The organism is Tolypothrix sp. PCC 7712 (assembly GCF_025860405.1).
Classification (GTDB): domain Bacteria; phylum Cyanobacteriota; class Cyanobacteriia; order Cyanobacteriales; family Nostocaceae; genus Aulosira; species Aulosira diplosiphon.
This window is the reverse complement of sequence record NZ_CP063785.1, coordinates 6,330,331-6,347,791: the sequence shown is the minus strand read 5'-3', so window position 1 is coordinate 6,347,791 and position 17,461 is coordinate 6,330,331. Positions and strand designations below refer to the sequence as shown.

General features: G+C 41.7%; 18 protein-coding genes and 1 tRNA gene. 10 read left to right on the top strand and 9 right to left on the bottom strand.

What is annotated here, in order from left to right; translation table 11 throughout:
• Positions 1–27: 27 nt before the first annotated feature.
• The 3 genes from HGR01_RS26025 to HGR01_RS26015 all read right to left on the bottom strand — a co-directional run bounded on the left by HGR01_RS26025 (position 28) and on the right by HGR01_RS26015 (position 2,738).
• Positions 28–198 carry a hypothetical protein gene (locus HGR01_RS26025; RefSeq protein ID WP_168160985.1) on the bottom strand — a complete coding sequence of 57 codons (171 nt, stop codon included), beginning with the start codon at positions 196–198 and terminating at the stop codon, positions 28–30.
• A gap of 65 nt (positions 199–263) precedes the next feature.
• Positions 264–1,220 (bottom strand): DUF928 domain-containing protein, encoded by a 957-nt coding sequence (locus HGR01_RS26020; RefSeq protein WP_081584038.1) that lies wholly within the window; start codon positions 1,218–1,220, stop codon positions 264–266.
• A 459-nt stretch (positions 1,221–1,679) separates the two neighbouring features.
• Positions 1,680–2,738 (bottom strand): DMT family transporter, encoded by a 1,059-nt coding sequence (locus HGR01_RS26015; RefSeq protein WP_045871369.1) that lies wholly within the window; start codon positions 2,736–2,738, stop codon positions 1,680–1,682.
• A 213-nt stretch (positions 2,739–2,951) separates the two neighbouring features.
• Here HGR01_RS26015 and HGR01_RS26010 point away from each other — a divergent pair, with 213 nt between their 5' ends.
• From HGR01_RS26010 to petJ, 4 genes are all read left to right on the top strand, one after another.
• Complete coding sequence (locus HGR01_RS26010; protein ID WP_045871209.1) at positions 2,952–3,329, top strand: hypothetical protein; 378 nt, start codon at positions 2,952–2,954, stop codon at positions 3,327–3,329.
• A 255-nt stretch (positions 3,330–3,584) separates the two neighbouring features.
• Complete coding sequence (gene psb34, locus HGR01_RS26005) at positions 3,585–3,755, top strand: photosystem II assembly protein Psb34 (protein WP_045871210.1); 171 nt, start codon at positions 3,585–3,587, stop codon at positions 3,753–3,755.
• Between the two features lie 1,272 nt (positions 3,756–5,027).
• On the top strand, positions 5,028–5,228 hold the full coding sequence (locus HGR01_RS26000; RefSeq protein ID WP_045871211.1) for a hypothetical protein: 201 nt from the start codon (positions 5,028–5,030) through the stop codon (positions 5,226–5,228).
• Positions 5,229–5,592: 364 nt separating this feature from the next.
• Complete coding sequence (gene petJ / locus HGR01_RS25995; RefSeq protein WP_045871212.1) at positions 5,593–5,964, top strand: cytochrome c6 PetJ; 372 nt, start codon at positions 5,593–5,595, stop codon at positions 5,962–5,964.
• Positions 5,965–6,024: 60 nt separating this feature from the next.
• On the opposite strand, the gene HGR01_RS25990 is transcribed toward petJ, so the two are convergent.
• Together HGR01_RS25990 and HGR01_RS25985 are read right to left on the bottom strand one after the other, a co-directional pair.
• Positions 6,025–6,252: a hypothetical protein gene (locus HGR01_RS25990; RefSeq protein ID WP_155539326.1), complete on the bottom strand. Its 228-nt coding sequence runs from the start codon at positions 6,250–6,252 to the stop codon at positions 6,025–6,027.
• 166 nt (positions 6,253–6,418) lie between these two features.
• Positions 6,419–8,122 (bottom strand): hypothetical protein, encoded by a 1,704-nt coding sequence (locus HGR01_RS25985; RefSeq protein ID WP_045871213.1) that lies wholly within the window; start codon positions 8,120–8,122, stop codon positions 6,419–6,421.
• A 285-nt stretch (positions 8,123–8,407) separates the two neighbouring features.
• Between HGR01_RS25985 and HGR01_RS25980 the strand changes: the two genes are divergently transcribed.
• Together HGR01_RS25980 and HGR01_RS25975 are read left to right on the top strand one after the other, a co-directional pair.
• The gene (locus tag HGR01_RS25980) at positions 8,408–9,103 is read left to right on the top strand and encodes an esterase/lipase family protein (RefSeq protein WP_045871214.1); all 696 of its coding nucleotides are present in this window, start codon (positions 8,408–8,410) and stop codon (positions 9,101–9,103) included.
• Positions 9,104–9,189: 86 nt separating this feature from the next.
• Positions 9,190–9,834 (top strand): cytochrome b N-terminal domain-containing protein, encoded by a 645-nt coding sequence (locus HGR01_RS25975; RefSeq protein WP_045871215.1) that lies wholly within the window; start codon positions 9,190–9,192, stop codon positions 9,832–9,834.
• Here HGR01_RS25975 and HGR01_RS25970 read toward each other — a convergent pair.
• The gene (locus HGR01_RS25970; RefSeq protein WP_045871216.1) at positions 9,801–11,720 is read right to left on the bottom strand and encodes a cation:proton antiporter; all 1,920 of its coding nucleotides are present in this window, start codon (positions 11,718–11,720) and stop codon (positions 9,801–9,803) included. The two genes, HGR01_RS25975 and HGR01_RS25970, sit on opposite strands and share 34 nt — an antisense overlap.
• 397 nt (positions 11,721–12,117) lie before the next feature.
• Between HGR01_RS25970 and HGR01_RS25965 the strand changes: the two genes are divergently transcribed.
• A tRNA-Glu gene (locus HGR01_RS25965) sits at positions 12,118–12,190 on the top strand.
• A gap of 109 nt (positions 12,191–12,299) precedes the next feature.
• Here HGR01_RS25965 and HGR01_RS25960 read toward each other — a convergent pair.
• The 3 genes from HGR01_RS25960 to HGR01_RS25950 all read right to left on the bottom strand — a co-directional run bounded on the left by HGR01_RS25960 (position 12,300) and on the right by HGR01_RS25950 (position 16,189).
• Positions 12,300–12,890, bottom strand: coding sequence for an SRPBCC family protein (locus HGR01_RS25960; RefSeq protein ID WP_045871218.1), 591 nt, complete (start codon positions 12,888–12,890; stop codon positions 12,300–12,302).
• Positions 12,883–14,916 carry a GAF domain-containing protein gene (locus HGR01_RS25955; RefSeq protein ID WP_045871219.1) on the bottom strand — a complete coding sequence of 678 codons (2,034 nt, stop codon included), beginning with the start codon at positions 14,914–14,916 and terminating at the stop codon, positions 12,883–12,885. Before HGR01_RS25955 ends, HGR01_RS25960 begins: the two co-directional genes overlap by 8 nt.
• 937 nt (positions 14,917–15,853) lie before the next feature.
• Positions 15,854–16,189 carry a hypothetical protein gene (locus tag HGR01_RS25950; RefSeq protein WP_045871220.1) on the bottom strand — a complete coding sequence of 112 codons (336 nt, stop codon included), beginning with the start codon at positions 16,187–16,189 and terminating at the stop codon, positions 15,854–15,856.
• A gap of 71 nt (positions 16,190–16,260) precedes the next feature.
• On the opposite strand from HGR01_RS25950, the gene HGR01_RS25945 reads away from it, so the two are divergent.
• From HGR01_RS25945 to HGR01_RS25935, 3 genes are all read left to right on the top strand, one after another.
• On the top strand, positions 16,261–16,485 hold the full coding sequence (locus tag HGR01_RS25945; RefSeq protein WP_045871221.1) for a hypothetical protein: 225 nt from the start codon (positions 16,261–16,263) through the stop codon (positions 16,483–16,485).
• 173 nt (positions 16,486–16,658) lie between these two features.
• Entirely contained in the window at positions 16,659–16,952 is a 294-nt protein-coding gene (locus HGR01_RS25940) for an HNH endonuclease (RefSeq protein WP_052335234.1), read from the top strand.
• A gap of 16 nt (positions 16,953–16,968) precedes the next feature.
• A complete protein-coding gene (locus tag HGR01_RS25935; RefSeq protein WP_045871222.1) occupies positions 16,969–17,358 on the top strand; it encodes an alr0857 family protein in 390 nt (129 codons plus the stop codon).
• The last annotated feature ends 103 nt before the right edge of the window (positions 17,359–17,461 follow it).

Here is a 17,461-nt window from a genome sequence, read left to right as displayed (position 1 = left end):
TTGGATAAAAATTATCCAATATTTTACTCATCTCCCAAGGCAAATGGCGAGGTTATGGTTTAGGGAATAGGTAATGGGTAAGGGGTAAGGGGTAATGGGTAATGGGTAATGGGTAATGGGTAATGGGTAATGGGTAATGGGTAATGGGTAATGGGTAATGGGTAATGGGTAATAGAGATTTCTCCTTGTCCCCCTCATCTCCCTCATCTCCCTCATCCCCCTTATCCCCCTCATCCCCCAGTCCCCAATCCCCAGTCCCCTTCTCACCTTGTCCCCTCTACTCCTCCATTACCCATTGTTCCCTGCTGAGTAGTGCAGCAAGGCGGTAATAAAGGCTGATCTGCTACTGCGTCGAGCTTCACGGATTTCAATAAATCTGACCAATATTGCTTTATTTTCGGGTCATTTGGACTCTGGCGGCGTAAATCAGCCAAAATACTGAGGGCGTTTTCCCAAAATCCAGCTGTTGCATAGAGCACTGCACGATCTAGAGGTGTTGGTGTTTCTTTTACCTGTGCAGCAATGTTCTCATCTTGCATAACTTGGATTTTACCTTCTTGATAAGAATCGCGATCGCGGCTATTGGGATCGCAAATCATCGAAAAGGCCCAAGTATATTCTTTGCCAGGTTTCAAAGGCGGTTGATTAGCTTTGAGGGTAATCCCAACAATTCCAGCTTGATCAAAAGCTTTGAAATTCTCCTTATATAAAGGATCGAGATTCTCGTCCTCCCGCAATACAAATTCTAGTTCTCTAACTGTTCTGGAAGCTTTAGGAATATAGAAGAAGAATGTGGGACGCTCTTGTGTGGTGTATTGAGTGTCTCTATCGCTTGGTATTAAAGGAATCACCACTTCTCCATGCTGAAAGCAAGCTCCCCTTGTTCCTCCTGAACCTAATCTACTAGGTTTTCCCGGAACGAAGCTAATCAAAGTCTTGCGACCTTGAATATATCCCGTGACATTTCTAATTGCCGTAGTAGCATATATATCTCCGGGACGTAGTTGCGCTGCTTGCTGAAAATATCCCAAAGCTCTGCGATAGTTTCTGCGCTTAGTTTCTGTGTAGCCCAACCTCATATATTGGTTATAACTATTTGTTACTTGCGCTACTTGATAAACTGGCTCTACTGCGAAAATTTTGCTCGTGCTGACAGCCCCAAAAGGTAGGCATACTAAAAGAGCAAACAGATAACTTTTCCAAAATTTACGTTTCATCATCTTTATTCTGTTGGTACCACTCTTCTAAGGTGGGCATACAGCCAAAGCCTTGTTTTATATTAATTTCACGAACAGCAATCTTAATAAATTAAAAAAATTTAGCTTCAACACGCTTGTGTATTTATATTGGCTGCGAGATAGATACTTGTCTCAGACAAGATATGGTAATTACTAGTTCCCATTTTTGATCTTGAAATGTTTTGTCTAGTCAGTCATTAACCTTTGATCATTTGTAGTTTCTCACAAATGATTTACTACTGCTATACAAGTAAACCATACAAACACAACAAAATACCTGAGGGGAGCTTTGACAAATACCAATACTCAATGCCCTATAGGCTCATTTTCCCTCTAGACATTTATATAATAAATCAACCATGAAGGCGTGAAAATCTTTTTGCCTGCTCAACAGTCAACACTATTTTCCAGGCAGAGCGTTAACTACTGAATTAAAAAATATTATATTCCTTTAAATCCCATGTGGGTTTCTACTTCTTGTTCTGCTGGAGTAGAACTCAATTTTCTAGAAGCAAATCTGCGAGAACTATGACGCAAATTACCAATTTGGCTCAGAAATATCCCTATTAAAATCAAGCTACCACCAATATATTGAGCCATTGTTGGGGCTTCATTTAATATCAAAAAAGCAGCAACGATACCTACAATTGGTGTAAATGAGCCGATTAAAGATGCTGTAGATACTGTAGAATCTCTTAAACCTTTGAGCCAAAATGACTGGCCTAGCACTACAATAACGGCACCATAAACTAACATCCATTGCCACAGAAATGGTGAGAACACATCGATAAAATGCTCTTTACCATAAAGTGTTAAAGCTACGAGGAAAAAGATGACAGTTCCTAAAGCAGTGCGAAAGATACTATAAATTCCTAACGGTATTTGAGAGAGATATTTTTTACCAATAATTGTAGAAACGGCTACAGCGATAGATCCAATTGCTGCCAATACTTCCCCTAATCCTAAATTAAAAACCCCCATACTCATCATGGGGACACTGGGAGGCTGAAGGAGAATCGTGAGGCTAACGCCAACAAATGCTGCGATCGCACCAATAATTTCCCATTTATTTACCCGTTCTCGCAACAACCACACTGATAAAGCTAGCGTTAACGGGGGTTCCAAGCGCCCAATCAAAATTACATTGTTAACTCCTGTAATTGCTAGAGCTTGGAAAATTAAGCCAGGGGCCAGCGCTCCTGATAAAATAGCCACAACGGTGAGACTGAACCAATCTGTTTTCGATAGCTGCTGCAAAGTTGTTTTATTCCACTGTCGCCAGTAGATAGCGATCAAGACTATCAAAGCGCAAAGGTTACCAACAAATAAAACATTACACAGTGAGATAGGATTGCGATCGCCTATCAAATTATGGGCACCAATTTCTGTGAGCTTACGAGTAATTGCACTAGATGCACCAAAGATGAGAATTGCTAACCAGAGATATATTTTCCCTGGAATTCTTTGGTGCAAAAGATTTCGTCTTTTTACTCTAGTCACAATAACACCACTGTACACAATCAGCCTTTGCTTAAAAATACTGTAAGTTACTTGTGAGTTTAACATCCCATAACTCTCTGAAAAAATGCTGAGAATTAACTGAAATTTCTCAAGGGATAAATTCATCAAAATCATGGTTGAGTTTCAGTTCAGCTTCAGCCCTAGCAGCGATAGTTTGGTTGTTCCAGAAAATTCCAGGTTTAGGAGTCAAAAATGAAACTCGCTACCATGCTCACAAGTGTTGCCTTAATCGGTTGTTTTACAGTTTGGGATGCTCCCCTCAAAGCTATTAATCCCTCACTAGTCCAAGCTTCAGCCGCAGAAGCAAAGGATGCTACAGGGTTAACTGCTCAACAAAAAATAGAATTCCTCGCCAAAAATAAGGGCCAGTTTGGTACTGGTGACGCTTTGCGACGTTACTTTTTTGGCGACTTAGAGCCAATTGCAGTACAACCAGGTGGTGCGGGTATGGTAGTGAACTTGTACAACAAAGCCAATAATGTCACCATTGCTTATTGTGCAACCTACGATGTAGTTGTTGCTATCAAAAAAGGCAAGATTACCAAGTTTGAAGCCAGCGAAGTTAAATGAACAGTGCTGAGTGCTGAGTTCTGAGCAGTTAAGTTGCTTCCTGGCTCGTTATACCAATTTGAAACCTTTCAGACAGACATCACACCTCACAAAAATCTTGTTCCTTTCTATGACAGGCGTAGCTGCGCCTGTCATTGCCTTATTGATAAGCTGATTTTATAGATAGTATCTACAATTATTTGTCAAGCAGTGTTGACTATTTGTAACAAATTTGTTAGATTTATTTACATAAGTTAACAACTAAGAGAAACAACTATGTACACAACTGTTAATGAAGACGGCGTTCTCAATAACTACGCAACTGAACCCCAGATGTACTACGCTGAGTACCCTGCAATTTGGGAACAGCGCAAATATGTTATACAAGGCGTGTTCGCTACATTGCTTGTTACTACTCTGGTATTGCTAGGCTTGAGTGTTAGCTAAGATTTTTTGAATTCGGTATCAGTTAGTTATTTGGACTTCTCATTTTCACCCCGGTTAGTGCCACCGGGGTTTTTTATTACTGAGCAATAACAAGAGATAATCAAAAACCCAGCCTTGAGGACTGGGTTCTAGTTGGGGTATATCCCCATGCTTTCGGTATAAAGTTTACATATAAGTTGCTTGTCTAAGAATTACTACAGCGTGAGATTTACTCATTCCGGAGAAGTTTTCACTGAATTTTTTATTACTGAGCAATAACAAGAGATAATCAAAAACCCAGCCTTGAGGACTGGGTTCTAGTTGGGGTATATCCCCATGCTTTCGGTATAAAGTTTACATATAAGTTGCTTGTCTGAGAATTACTACAACATGAGATTTACTCATTCCGGAGAAGTTGTCACTGGGTTTTTTATCACTCAGCAATCACAATAGATAATCAAAAACCCAGCATTGAGGACTGGGTTCTAGTTGGGGTATATCCCCATGCTTTCGGTATAAAGTTTACATATAAGTTGCTTGTCTGAGAATTACTACAACATGAGATTTACTCATTCCGGAGAAGTTGTCACTGGGTTTTTTATTACTGAGCAATCACAAGAGATCATCAAAAACCCAGCCTTGAGGACTGGGTTCTAGTTGGGGTATATCCCCGTGCTTTCGGTATAAAGTTTACATATAAGTTGCTTGTCTGAGAATTACTACAACATGAGATTTACTCATTCCGGAGAATTTATCATTAGGTTTTTTGCTACTGAGCAATCACAAGAGATCATCAAAAACCCAGCCTTGAGGACTGGGTTCTAGTTGGGGTATATCCCCGTGCTTTCGGTATAAAGTTTACATATAAGTGGCTTGTCTAAGAATTACTACAGCATGAGATTTCCCAATTCCAGAAAAAGTAAAACCAGTTTGAAAAACAATCCAACAAAGACATAAATAGGTGTAGACACAAGACTGTTCCGATAAGAGAAATCGATTAACGTTTAAATCCTGTAGAGACGCGATTTATCGAGTCTTTACAACCCCAAAATCATGAGGAAAAATTTTTAACCTCACCATATTGGGGGTGTACAGCTTTGCAACCTTAAAGATTATGGATGTGTTATCAATATTTTTCTTAATTTGTATAAATTAATGAGTCTTAAATTTTAGTGAGTAATCAATCAATACTCAATCAAGAATTGTATTAATTTGCTCTCTGGTACCTCTGTATGTTCATATACTGAGAGTGTTCCCCATTAGCGTGTAGAATGCACATTTGGAGGTTCCGAAATGGATCACACATACGAGGTATTGGTAGATATCAAAGAATTTGCTGATCTAGCAAACAATACCTTTCAACGCGGGACGACAAGGTACGAAATCGACGCTCCTTCAAAAGCACAAGCTGACGGTATGGCATTCCAAAGGGCTAGAAGCGAGCATCCAAGAGGCACTGAATATGATATTAGGGTAACCAGGCTACTCAGGTAAAGCGAACATTAGGTTATATTTCCCAGAATCGGCATTCCTTTACTTTGAGTTTGAAGTAATTTATATAGATATCAATAGCGGTGTCGAGTGCTATCTACTCAGCTCGACACCGCTAAATTTTGATTAAACCTTGTCAAAGTGGAGAACTGGAATTTTTCACAAGGGAGCAGCCCTTAAACTCCAAATCTTAAAAATATATAATTAAATCCATATTTGTCCCATAGAGTTTACCAGCTACAGAAACTAACGCTTCATGAGGTAGAGTACACATATCAGTTGGTAATCTCTATGGCTGAAAGCAGCCATAGAAAACTTACTCGATAAAGTTTTAAGGTTGCCGAATGGTTGTTGCAAGGAGAATCTCTTGAGAATATTTTTATTTATCCTGCTGTTGGCGATCGCATTATTTAGATTTACATTCATTCTGCCAGCATTAGCTGCCGAAACATCCGATGGCGCGAAAATCTTTGATGCTAATTGTTCTTCTTGCCATATTGGGGGCGGTAATATCTTAATTAGCCATAAAACCTTGAAAAAAGAAGCATTATCAAGTTATTTGGAAAATTACGACCAAGACCCCATTCAAGCAATTATCCACCAGGTACAGAATGGCAAAAATGCCATGCCTCCCTTTAAAAACAAGTTAAGCACTCAAGAAATTTTAGAGGTAGCTGCTTACGTCTTCCAGAAAGCGGAAACAGGTTGGCAAAGTACCTCATCTGCTGCTACACCTTAATATTGGGTAATGGTGAAAGGGTCAAAGGGGAAAGGGTAGATTCAAATATTTTCCTCTTTTTCAACCCAAATAAATGTGGATTGTAAAGATGCTAGATACAGCGTCTTCACAATCCACATTCATTGGAAGTCGGCGGGAAACTCCATCCCCTTGTGGGTGGAGAGGGATAGCCGCCCGCCGACTTGGGGCATTGGGGAGGCAGTGCGTTGGACGGGTTTCCCGGCTTAAAGCAACTGCCGTCATTGGGCATTGGGAACTCTTACCCATGCCCCATGCCCCATTCCCCATGCCCTAAAACTCCATCCCCTTGTGGGTGGAGTTTTTCATTTTTGGCTTTTGTCTCCAATTCCCAGAAAGCTGGCGATGGTAATCGTCTGCTGTATTTGGGGAAAAGGTTAAAGGGTAAGGATTAAAGGTTTTTTCCTTTTCCCATTCTCCCTTACCCCTTAACTTTTTATTTGCCTTGATCAGAGGTTTCTCTTTCTTCTCTCAATTCACGCAACTGTTGTACTAGCTTTTTGCCAGATTCCACAGTAGCAGTAGGCCGATTGCTGTTAGTAGCAGGTGCTGCTAAAGGTTGAGTAGTAGCTGCGGGTGTGGGTACTGGTGCTGCTAAGGGTTTAACAATAGTTGCTGGTGTAGGCGCTGGTGCTGCTAATGGTTTAACAGTAGCGCCTGGTGCTGACTGAAGTTTATTAATTAATGAATTAGATGATGGTTTAACAATGCTTGCAGGTGCAGGTGTCTGCTGGTTGTTGTTAACTGTTGGCAGTGTTAAGGGTTTGGTATTGGTTACTGGTATGGGTTTGAGCTGATTGCTATTAACATCTGGCAAGTTTAATGGTTTAACTGTAGTAGCTGAACCAGGTGCAGATGTGGGTTGGTTATTATTAACAGCTGGCAGGTTTAATGGTTGAACTGTAGTGCCTGTTGCTGGTGTGGGTTGATTGTTATTAACTAATGGCAGATTTAAAGGTTTGACAGTAGCAGCAGATCCGGTTGCAGGCTTTTGATTATCTCCTGTAGCGGCGTTGCTATTATTTTTAAAATCTAAGCTAAAGGGATAATGAGCAATTTGCTTATCTCCCTTTGGTGGATGTGTCTTAAAGTACTCCATAGCTTCGACGCGCAAAGCAGGGGTGACTGACTGGCCTTCAAATTGAATATCTAAGACTTTACCATCAGGGTCTACTACTAATCGCCCTAATACAACACCTTGAACGTCAGATTTATCTGTAGTAACTGTGTCACGAATCACAGTTTTTTCTACAGCATTTGGGTATTGTTTCTGAACTGCGGCTCTGAGAGTTTCGTAAGATTTAATCTGCGCGATCGCTAGTTCTGTTCCAGGTGTAGGTGCTTGATTAGATATATTGGGCACAGATCCCAGTTGCCCTTGGGGTATGGCTTGTTCAGATATTTGTAAATTATCACCAGCTTGTGGTGTGTTACCAACTGCAGCTATTAGCTGTTGGTTATCGCCAGATTGGGATGGATTACTGCTAGGCTGAGGATTTGCTGCCACATCAGCTATAGGAGTTGGGTTCCCGTCTACAGGTAGCGGTGCTGGCGAGTTTGGTAAGCCATCAGGTAGTCTACCTTCTGGTAATACTGGCAACCTGCTTACAGGTAAAGGCTTGGCTTCACCTAAGGTAATATCTCTGTTATTAAAACGTGGAACTGAAGCGAATTTGTTATTGCCGTTGAAACCAGAGGTATCAAAGCGGAAATTGCTTTGAGAATAATTGCGTACAGCCTGCCTTTTTGGTAGTGCCGCAATTGAGTAATTACCTGCCGATGACGGGATCGGTGGCATGACAAACTGGCTAGGTGATGGTGGTGGTGGTAAAGGTGGTAAACTCGATTGGGAATCCAGATTTAGCGGCGTAACTGGGGATTGTGATAGTAAAACTGGAGATTGCGGATTAATGGGTGTTTGCCCTGGAATTTGCGGTAGCCGACTTTGGTCAGCTTGGCTCAATTCCATGACTCCAACAGTTTTTGATGATGCTGTTTCTTTTGGTTTATTGGAGTCTACAGGTACTAATGGCACAATCAAGGCGATCGCACCGTGGATGCCAACAGAAGCTATTGCTGCTATTCCAGTTGGTTGGCCTAAGATTTCCGGTAGATTTTTTAACAGGGAGACGTAAGACATAACTATTCTCGTTCACTCAGCTCAATTGCAGTTGCAGATCAATAAATTATTTTTCAGGCTCTAAATTTTTCTTCCGGCTCTATAGCAAAATATTTAAATGTGTCCCTTTTAAAATCATAGCTTTCTAACCTGGGACTAAAACAGCCAGATTGGCATTTTTTTCAGCGAAGTTGAATTTTTGTGCAATCACTCAACATTTTACTGGAAAGTGGCACTTGCTGACGCGACCATGAAAAAATCCTGATGTTGCTCGCTAAGATCTGGTAACTGTTGCAATCATTACTCATGGCTTTACCTACAGTTATTTTACCTGGCTATCTAGAAAGTGCGATCGCCTACCGCCAACTAGAACAATCTCTACAGCAGTTGGGTTTTCCTACAGTGACAGTGCCATTACGGCGGCGAGACTGGATTGCCTTGTTTGGTGGTAGATCTGTGACACCAATTGTGAAAATATTGGATCGCACGGTAAAACAAACTTTGCAGCAATATCAAGCTTCTCAAGTCAATTTGATTGGTCATTCAGCAGGTGGTTGGCTATCTCGAATTTATTTAGGAGAAAAGCCTTATTTGGGACGTGGTGAAGTCCAATCTTCTGTCTGGAATGCTCACCCACTCACTGCTACGCTCATTACCCTGGGTACACCTCATATCAGCCAAGAGCGTTGGACACGCTGGAATTTAGATTTTGTCAAAAATAATTACCCTGGAGCTTTTTACCAAAATGTTCGTTACGTTTGTGTAGCGGGTAAAACTATTTTTGGAGAAAGGCGGCCTGGTAGTTGGTTAGCTTACAGCAGTTATCAATTAACCTGTGGCACAGGTAACACTTGGGGAGATGGGATCACACCCATAGCAGCGGCCCATCTCGATGGTGCTGAAAATCTTGTGCTTGCAGGCGTGAGACATTCTCCGAGAAGCCCTGGTATTTGGTATGGCTCACCAGAAATCTTACAAACTTGGGCACAGTATTTAGCTTAAATATCTCTAGAGAGACAAATAAATTAATTTTTCTTAGTTAAACTGTAATGAAAATACACATTTTTATTACATAAGAGGTGTCAGCTATGCAAATCACCTTGTCAGATAGAATTTTGCGGCGACTGGCGACTATATTATCTGTCGCGATGCTTACACTGTGCGTGATGCATCTCTCAACTGGAGTTTTACTATCTTTCTATTACGAACCTACCGCAGGTGGTGCTTATCGGTCATTGAAAATGATTGATACCGTAGTGTCTTACGGTTGGTTATTCCACAAAACCCATGACCTCTCTGGTAATGCCATGATTGGAGTTGGCTTAATTCAAATGGTCGTGATGTTTTTAGGGCGACAATTCCGCAAGAGTTGGCTAACTGCGTGGATTAGCGGTATTTTGTTTACCTTAAGTGCGATCGCTCTCGATTGGACTGCTATGCTTCTAGACTGGACTCAGGAAGGATACTGGCGTTTTAGTATTGAGCTAGGCACCATCGAAGCCATTCCCTTGATTGGTGGCGAGTTGCGAGATATTCTCACTGGTGGTGGTGCAATTAGTACCATCACTGTGCAACACCTTTACGCCTTAAACAGCTATATTATTTCCCCCATCGCTCTACTGCTGGCTATAGTGCATTTAGCTGCTTTATTGTGGCAAGAGCGAGAAATCTCTGCTGATGAAACTGCTGAGGATGCTTTTCAAGCACCAGACGCTTCACTAGTAGAAAGTTGAGCTAATTTTGCCAGGGGAACTTCCTCCACCTCTGGTAACTTCTCCAATGCTAGAGGAGTAGATTGACTTGCACCAGATAAGCGTTTTAAAAGATTTGGTCTGGGGTCATGTAAAAGGTAGATAATGCGATCGCCTACTTCCCATTCTTGGTTAACTGGCATTACCTGTAAGCGTTGCTCTCGTTCTACCAACAACGGTATCAATACTCCAGTCCGAATCTTTTCTTGGATGTGATCTTGTTGACTAGCAAATTCCAATTCATTAAGTGTAGTTGTTCCCAACTTCACCCGCCCATCATTTAAGTATTCGTTCCAAGTTTTAATTGCCAAGTCCGAAACAAAAGCTTGATGCACTTTACTACTGGCAGAAGTACTAGCTTGCGGATCGCGGGGAAATACTGCTAACACACGCGGCGGATTAAACTCTTCAGCAGCCCGTTGTGCCAATACAAAATTTACCTCACCATTACTCGTCATCGCTAAAAAAGTACCCATTGAGGCTAATCCTGCCTCTTCTAAAACCGCAGTATCTAGGGCACTGCTAGCAATCAATCGCAAATTTTGGGCTTCTGCTTGGGCAAAGCAATCTGGGTCTGTATCAATCATCACTACATTCTCACCCCGTTCTTGGAAGAAGCGGGCAATTAACAGACTCAAAGGATTACAGCCCACAATTACAGCCCCAGTAGCTTCTTTTGAGGTGATTTGCAGCCATTTAGCAATTTGTCCGGCTGTGAGTCCTTGACAGACAACTGTCATGATAATTGTCAAGAAAACCAGGGCTTTAATAGCATCACCACCATTGATCCCCTTCTGTGTCAAAGAAATAGCAAATAAGGAAGCAACGGAAGCTGCCACAATTCCCCTTGGTGCAACCCAGCTTAAAAACAATTTCTGCCGCCAATTGAGGTCACTATTCCAGGTACACAAGAGAATATTAATTGGTCTGACAACAAACATCAGTACCAAAACGGTGAATAAACTACCCCAACCCAAAGCAAACACACTGGCAATAGACAAGTCAGCCGCGAGTAAGATAAACAGCACAGAAACGCTGAGTATTGTCAGTTGACCTTTGAAATGTCGCAAAAACCTTTCTTCTGGCACTGATGAGTTAGCAAATACAGCACCCGCCACCACCGTAGTCATGACTCCCGACTCACTGCGGATGGTTTGCGCTAAGGTAAATAGCCCCCAAAGTATCGCCAGCACCACCAAATTTTTCAGTTCAAAGGAGAGAAAATTGGCGCGTTTGAAAATCAAGCTCATCAAATAACCACCAGCTGCACCAATTGCACCCCCAATACTCAGACGCATCAGCAACCCAGTAATGGCATGAATGGGGTCTACATCGCCATTTAAAATCGTATCCAGCACCACGAAAGCCAAAATAGCCCCCACAGGGTCAATTAATACCCCTTCGCCTTCTAGAAGCGTTGCGACTTGGCGATCAACATTAATTTGCTTTAGCAGGGGATTAATCACCGTTGGGCCTGTCACCACGATAATCGAAGCGTAGAGAAAGGCAATACTCCAAGGAAACTCACCCAACCAGTGAGCTGCCATACTACCACCCAGCAGCGTGACCAGCGTTCCCAAGGTAACGAGCAATTGCAGGCTAACTGAAACTCTCCCCAACTCGCGCAAATCTAGGTTGAGTCCCCCTTCAAACAAAATTATTGCCGTTGCTAGAGCCACAATCACTTCCAACCCAGTGCCTAGCAAATGGGGATGCAACAGCCCAATCCCATCAGACCCCAGAAAAATGCCCAACAACAGCAACAAAACAATGCTAGGCAGCCGAAGATAGGCAGCCAGCACTTGGGCGCTAATACCTGCAAAAACCGCAGTCACCATCTGTAAGGTGATGTCAAAAGATGCTTCCATGTTGTAGATTTTGAGAGATATATATCAAAATCTTTTGTAAAGAAGAGTAAATATTACCTCTAAAGGGTACAACATCGCACCATTTTCCCCTTGAGAAATTCCATTTTTTTTTCATACTTAGTTTCTTATATTACTCCATTTCTGATTGGTTGCCAAAAAGGGGCATTGGGAAGGGGGGATTGGGCATAGGGCATGGGGCATAGGTAATTGGTAATGATATTTCTCCCCTGCCCCCTCTGCTCCCCAGTCCCCAATCCCCAGTCCCCAGTCCCCAATCCCCAGTCCCCAATCCCCAACTTAACTAAAAGAAATTTTTTTGCCAAAACTGTTGACAGCATCTGAAAAATTAGTTAATTTATAAAAGGTCTGAGTCCGAAGCGCCCACAGCGCCTAATGCGCCCCCATCGTCTAGAGGCCTAGGACACCTCCCTTTCACGGAGGTAACGGGGATTCGAATTCCCCTGGGGGTATTGAAAAGAAAATTCAACTGGAAAAAGTTGATTTTCGTTCATCCGCTAAAATAGAAAACCTATCTTATGATGATGTGAATCAAGATAGGTTTTTTATTTTTTAGTATATTTAATTGCTTAACTGTTGTACTCGTTGGTAAACAGCTAAAAGATTTGATTGTAGATCCTTGCTGAGGCGATTCTCAATGATTGTCACTGGCATTGTGAGTTTCGGCCAAACTTCAATTGTGTAGCAAAGATTGGTACCCATCACATCACCACAGGGATAAGGTTCTAAGCGCCAACTCCCAGAAAAGCCTTTAAAATCTCCTTCTACCATGCGGAAGTTAATTTCTTTGGGGAAATATTCTTCCAAGTCCAGAACGACACGCGCACAAAAGTTGAAGTTGAGTAAGCGCTGCGAACCTACTTGTTCTAGGCGAATCCCACCATCTGGATGCTCCAATCTTCGGCTTTTCGCCAGGTTGGGAATGAAGTCAACTAAGGCTTCATAATCTGTGAGCACTTTCCAGATTTTTTCGATTGGTTGGGGTATCTGGATGTTGGCGGTGATTTGTCGTTGTCGTTCGGCGATTTTTTCAATTTGGATATCTACAGATGGTTCAACACCTGTACTCACAGCCAAATTAGGTTCTTGGTTGGTTTCGTCACTAGCGGCGTTGAAGTTAACGCCGACTGTCGTGTTAGGTTGTTCAGTCACTTTCCGAATATGTTTTGCTTTCGTCAGAAAACTGGGGCAACGTAAAGGTAAAGCAAATTTTACTCAGATCGGAATCTGCAATTTGCGTACTCTCAACGCTAATTGTCCCATTTAAATGCTGCACTAGGGACTTGGCGAGAGCCAAACCCAAACCAGTCCCAGGAGTCCAGCGTCCTTTACCGCGACGGAATTTGTCGAAGATATAAGTCGCTTCTTGCTCAGAAATCCCGCGGCCGATATTAGTCACCTTAATAATAACTTGATCCACCAATTGATTAACTTGGTGAGTGGCTTCTAAATCAACAATGGTTTCAGACTCTGAATATTTACAAGCATTAGTTAATAACTCTTGCAAGATGCGGTCAAAACTTTCAATTTCAGTTTGTAGTTTTAATGACTTCTCTGGTAAATCTAGGTTAATGCTTAATCCTTTATCTGCCAGTTTTGTGGCAAAAGAGGCGGCTAAATCTTGAATGCGTCTATTTAAATCAATACTTTCAAATTGCGGCGTTGCTTGTTGCGACTCTAGCTTTTGCAATGTCAGTAAGTCATTAATGAGATTAATTTCTTTAGTACATTCCTGCTCTAAAATATCGAAATATCTATTTTGACGCTCTGGTGTAATGCTTGGCAGACGTAAATTGCGAATTGACATCAGCATATTTGTCAGCGGATAGCGTAAGCGATCGCTCATATTGCTCAAAAATTCATCTTTGAGTTCATTGAGTTCTCGCAATTGCTCTACATATTGCCTAGTTCTTTCGTGCAATTTGGCTTGTAGTTCTAAGCTACTTTGTAATTTGGCTGTACGCTCATCCACCAAATTTTGCACTTGTCGCAATGTCTGTGACTGAATAATGGCGTTGCTGACTTGAGCACATACCATTTCTACCAGATTTAACTCAGATGATTGCCAATTACGAGCTACAGTTTGTTGTAGAACTAAAAAGCCTAAAATTTTGCCTTGGCTTTCTAATGGCATTAACAGCACTGCGGGAAACTGCTCTACAGCAAACAATGGCGCGACTGCCAAAATCTCTGTTTGTTCTGTATAGTCATCAATCACTACTGGTTTGCCGAAGTCGATGAATACGCGCTGGCACAAACCACAGTCGGAAATAGCAAAAGATTGGTCTTGTAAGGTATCTAATGTAGTATTAGACACATTTTGGCTATCCCGAGTCCATTGTCTGATTACAGTAGCTTTGGCATTGGGAATTTGCTTTTTAGACCGAGTTCTAAATAAAGGATCTGTATATTTTAATGTAATAAACAAACCCCTATCTGCTTGGAGAGATTCAGCAGTAGAAGCGATCGCCAACTGGAGCATTTGATTTAACTCCAAGTTGCTGCGACTAAGTATAGTTAATTGCCTAATTAAGTTTTGGTGTTGGTGACTCTGCTGTACATGCTGCTGTTGAGCCGCTATTAGTTGTGCTTGGGCTACTTGTGAAAAAGCGATCGCGCAAACGGACTCTATACTTTTGAGTAATTGCTGTTCTGACTTAGTCCAATCATGAGATTGAAACTTAATCAGGCTAATTATCCCGTTGTTTTTCCCCTGAAAGCGGGTAGGAATTGCCAAAACAGCTTTAATTGGAAGTGGCAAAGATTGGCAACCAAGTTCGAGACTTTGTTGAATTGTCGAAATATCCTCAATATTTAATGGTTCAGCCGCACATTGAACTACATTGAGTTCCATGAGCAATTGTTCCATCGAAAATACTTCGTTTGATTGCGGCAAACCTAAATATTCCTCATGGCACCAATTACTACTAGTTACTTCACTGGATACCTCGCTCATCACTGTAATCAAGCAACAATCTACCTGAAAAGCCACTCCAAGCAACTTGGACAATTCTTGCAGCATTAAAACCGTCGCTGGTGTGGTAGCGACAATTTGATTAATTTGTTCTGACAACTGGTAGGTTGTTTCTTGTGGATGCTGCATCAGCTTGACTGGGTATGATTGTAGTCGATCTACGTCATCTGGGCACTGTGGCGGCGATGATAAACGCTTTTTCATTCCTGGCACGCTCTTGGATAACGACCCCATGTTTTGCACCCAACCTCTTGGCTTAATTCTTCACCCTTAGTTTTTTAGTGCACCCTGACGAATTGCAAATCTTTTGTAAAGACTTTCTCTCACCTGTTATAGCCCTTTTCTATTTCAGATGACCAAGTTTTTGGTATATTAAACGAATTTTTACACAAGTAATGAAAGTACCTAGGATATACTAAAATCCCTTTGTTAGAGAAGCTCTAACGACTTGGGGTTAAGTTAATTTACTAACTTTGAGATAGGATATCCTGTCTGTAACTATACATAAACCGTAATTTCTCTGGAATTGAGGCAAAAAGTCAACCTTCTACTCAGTGATATCACTGAGTAGAATTAGGGGAAAAAATTATATTTTTTTCTCAAACTCATGACTCAGCGAGCTAACCAATTGATTCGATCTAGCTCTAAGTATAATTACGATTTAGGAAAAGCCTGAGCAATAATTTTGATAGCTTCTGCATAACAGCAGTGTGCTATATCTACGTATTGTTGCTTAACTCCTATGGTCGATAATCCTATATTTAATAATGCTGATGATTTGTATCTGTCAAGTGATGTGAAACCCCCTGTGACTCAAGTGTTGTTTGACATTGAGTTGCACTGAGCTCGCACATATCTGAAAGTCGATGAAACTATTGTTTAATCAGCCTTTTGGCTTTACAGTTTCTGAATTTTTCGCCACTAGCAGTGGCTCTGTCAGTTAGCAAAATCAATATGAGTTAAAGAGGGAAAGCTCTATCAATAAATAGATGAATTTTTTTATAACAATTGATAACTATATAATTAACTTTAAATAATTGTTGATAAATCATATCGCTGGTATCATTTTAGATTCCGCTTCACAATGAATGCAGCCTATTTGCCCGGATGAGTAACTAGGCTGCATTCCGATAATAAAAAGCTATCCGGCCAAACTCTCGATACTCAGAGGTACCATATCGCCATTTCTGGTGAATCCTAAAAGCATCGGTTGTTGTGGCTGAATGATTTGACCTGTTAGTACACAACGTTCTTCTTGTTGAGCTGTGGCTGCTATGCTCGCTCGAATATCAGTCTTTGAAAATCGCGGTTTCCACTCACCTGATTTTTGCTGCACATAATTCCAGAGGATATCGCGAATGAGAGCTTGATATCCTTGATTACCAGCAATATCTTTCAGTTTATCTTTAAGTTCCCGTTCTAAACGGATGCTGGTAACTTCCATATCGGTGGTTGGGGTGCGAGCGATTGTATGCATGACTTTTTCTCCTTCAAGGTATAGACAGGATAGTAATACAAGTGTAGTATGTTTAAAGGAATGTTCAATAGGTGAAATTTTCTGTGAAATCCATTTTCCCCATCTCTACTTCTTTAGGTGCTACCAACTGCCGAGCCAGTCTGGAATCAGCATCTTTGGGAGTGGAGTATTTGTTTATGGGTAATGGTGGCCGATATCAGCAAATCACAGAGAGTATTTATGATTTTAGAAATATCAGCATTGATGTGCTGAATGCAAAACCACAATTAGGCGTAAGAAGCGGGAGGTACAGGTAGAGCAATACTGTACCAATAAAGACCAGAAGAATTAGAGGTCAATTTCCCACCCCCGCTTCAGCTAAAGAAGAAGCGGGGGTTTTTTAATAAGGAGTCAAGCTGTGACTAGCGTGATGCTAATGTTAAAGCCATCAAGAGTGGTATGTTCTCCAAATTACTTGCCACGATTTGGGATGAAGAGAGTTAAGTTACAAAACCGCCCATCAGGTGCATTTTTGCGGCGAGGCTATCATAGTTGCCAAGATGACGGTAGGAACAAACCTTTCACACTAAAACCCGTAATTTGGCGATCGCACGGCGGCCATCACAAATGGAATAACCTAGTCATAGCTTGTAAAAAATTTCACCCTGATCAAGGGAACCGCACCTCGAGGATGCATCTGCGTAATCAACCAAAGCCACCAGTCTATCAGGCGATTTCTATTGCTGAAGAGTTCTGGATAAATATGCAAGCCAACCTGGAATAGCAGGAGAGCAGAAGGAATGTTGAAATTAACTTACACTGAAAGGAGTTTTTACTTAGAGTGCCTCAGCTTATCGCTGGAGGAGTGGGTAGCACAGCGAGTAGTATTGGCAATGCGAGTTGGTCAATCTCTCCATGTTGAACCCAGCACTGCTTCCTTTTTGCTACCTGCAGATTTACCAGGTTTAGAAATGCTGGAGGCGGCAATCAAACGCCATGATACTGAAATTATGGCTTTATCTCGCTGTGATGCGGAATATATGGAAGTAACTTTGCGGGGTTCTTGGTTGTCAGATGGGACACAAGAAGCCGTAGGTGTATTTGTCACCACCATGAGCGATCGCACTGAGTTCTTCCTCCATAAAATTTGGCAAGAAGCCCAAGCTTGTGCGTCGGCTTTGAGTGAGTGAGTGGGGATGAGGGGACAAGGGGACAAGGGGACAAGGGGAAAGGGTAAAAGGGGAACAAACACCCAATGCCCAATGCCCAATGCCCAATGCCCAATGCCCAATG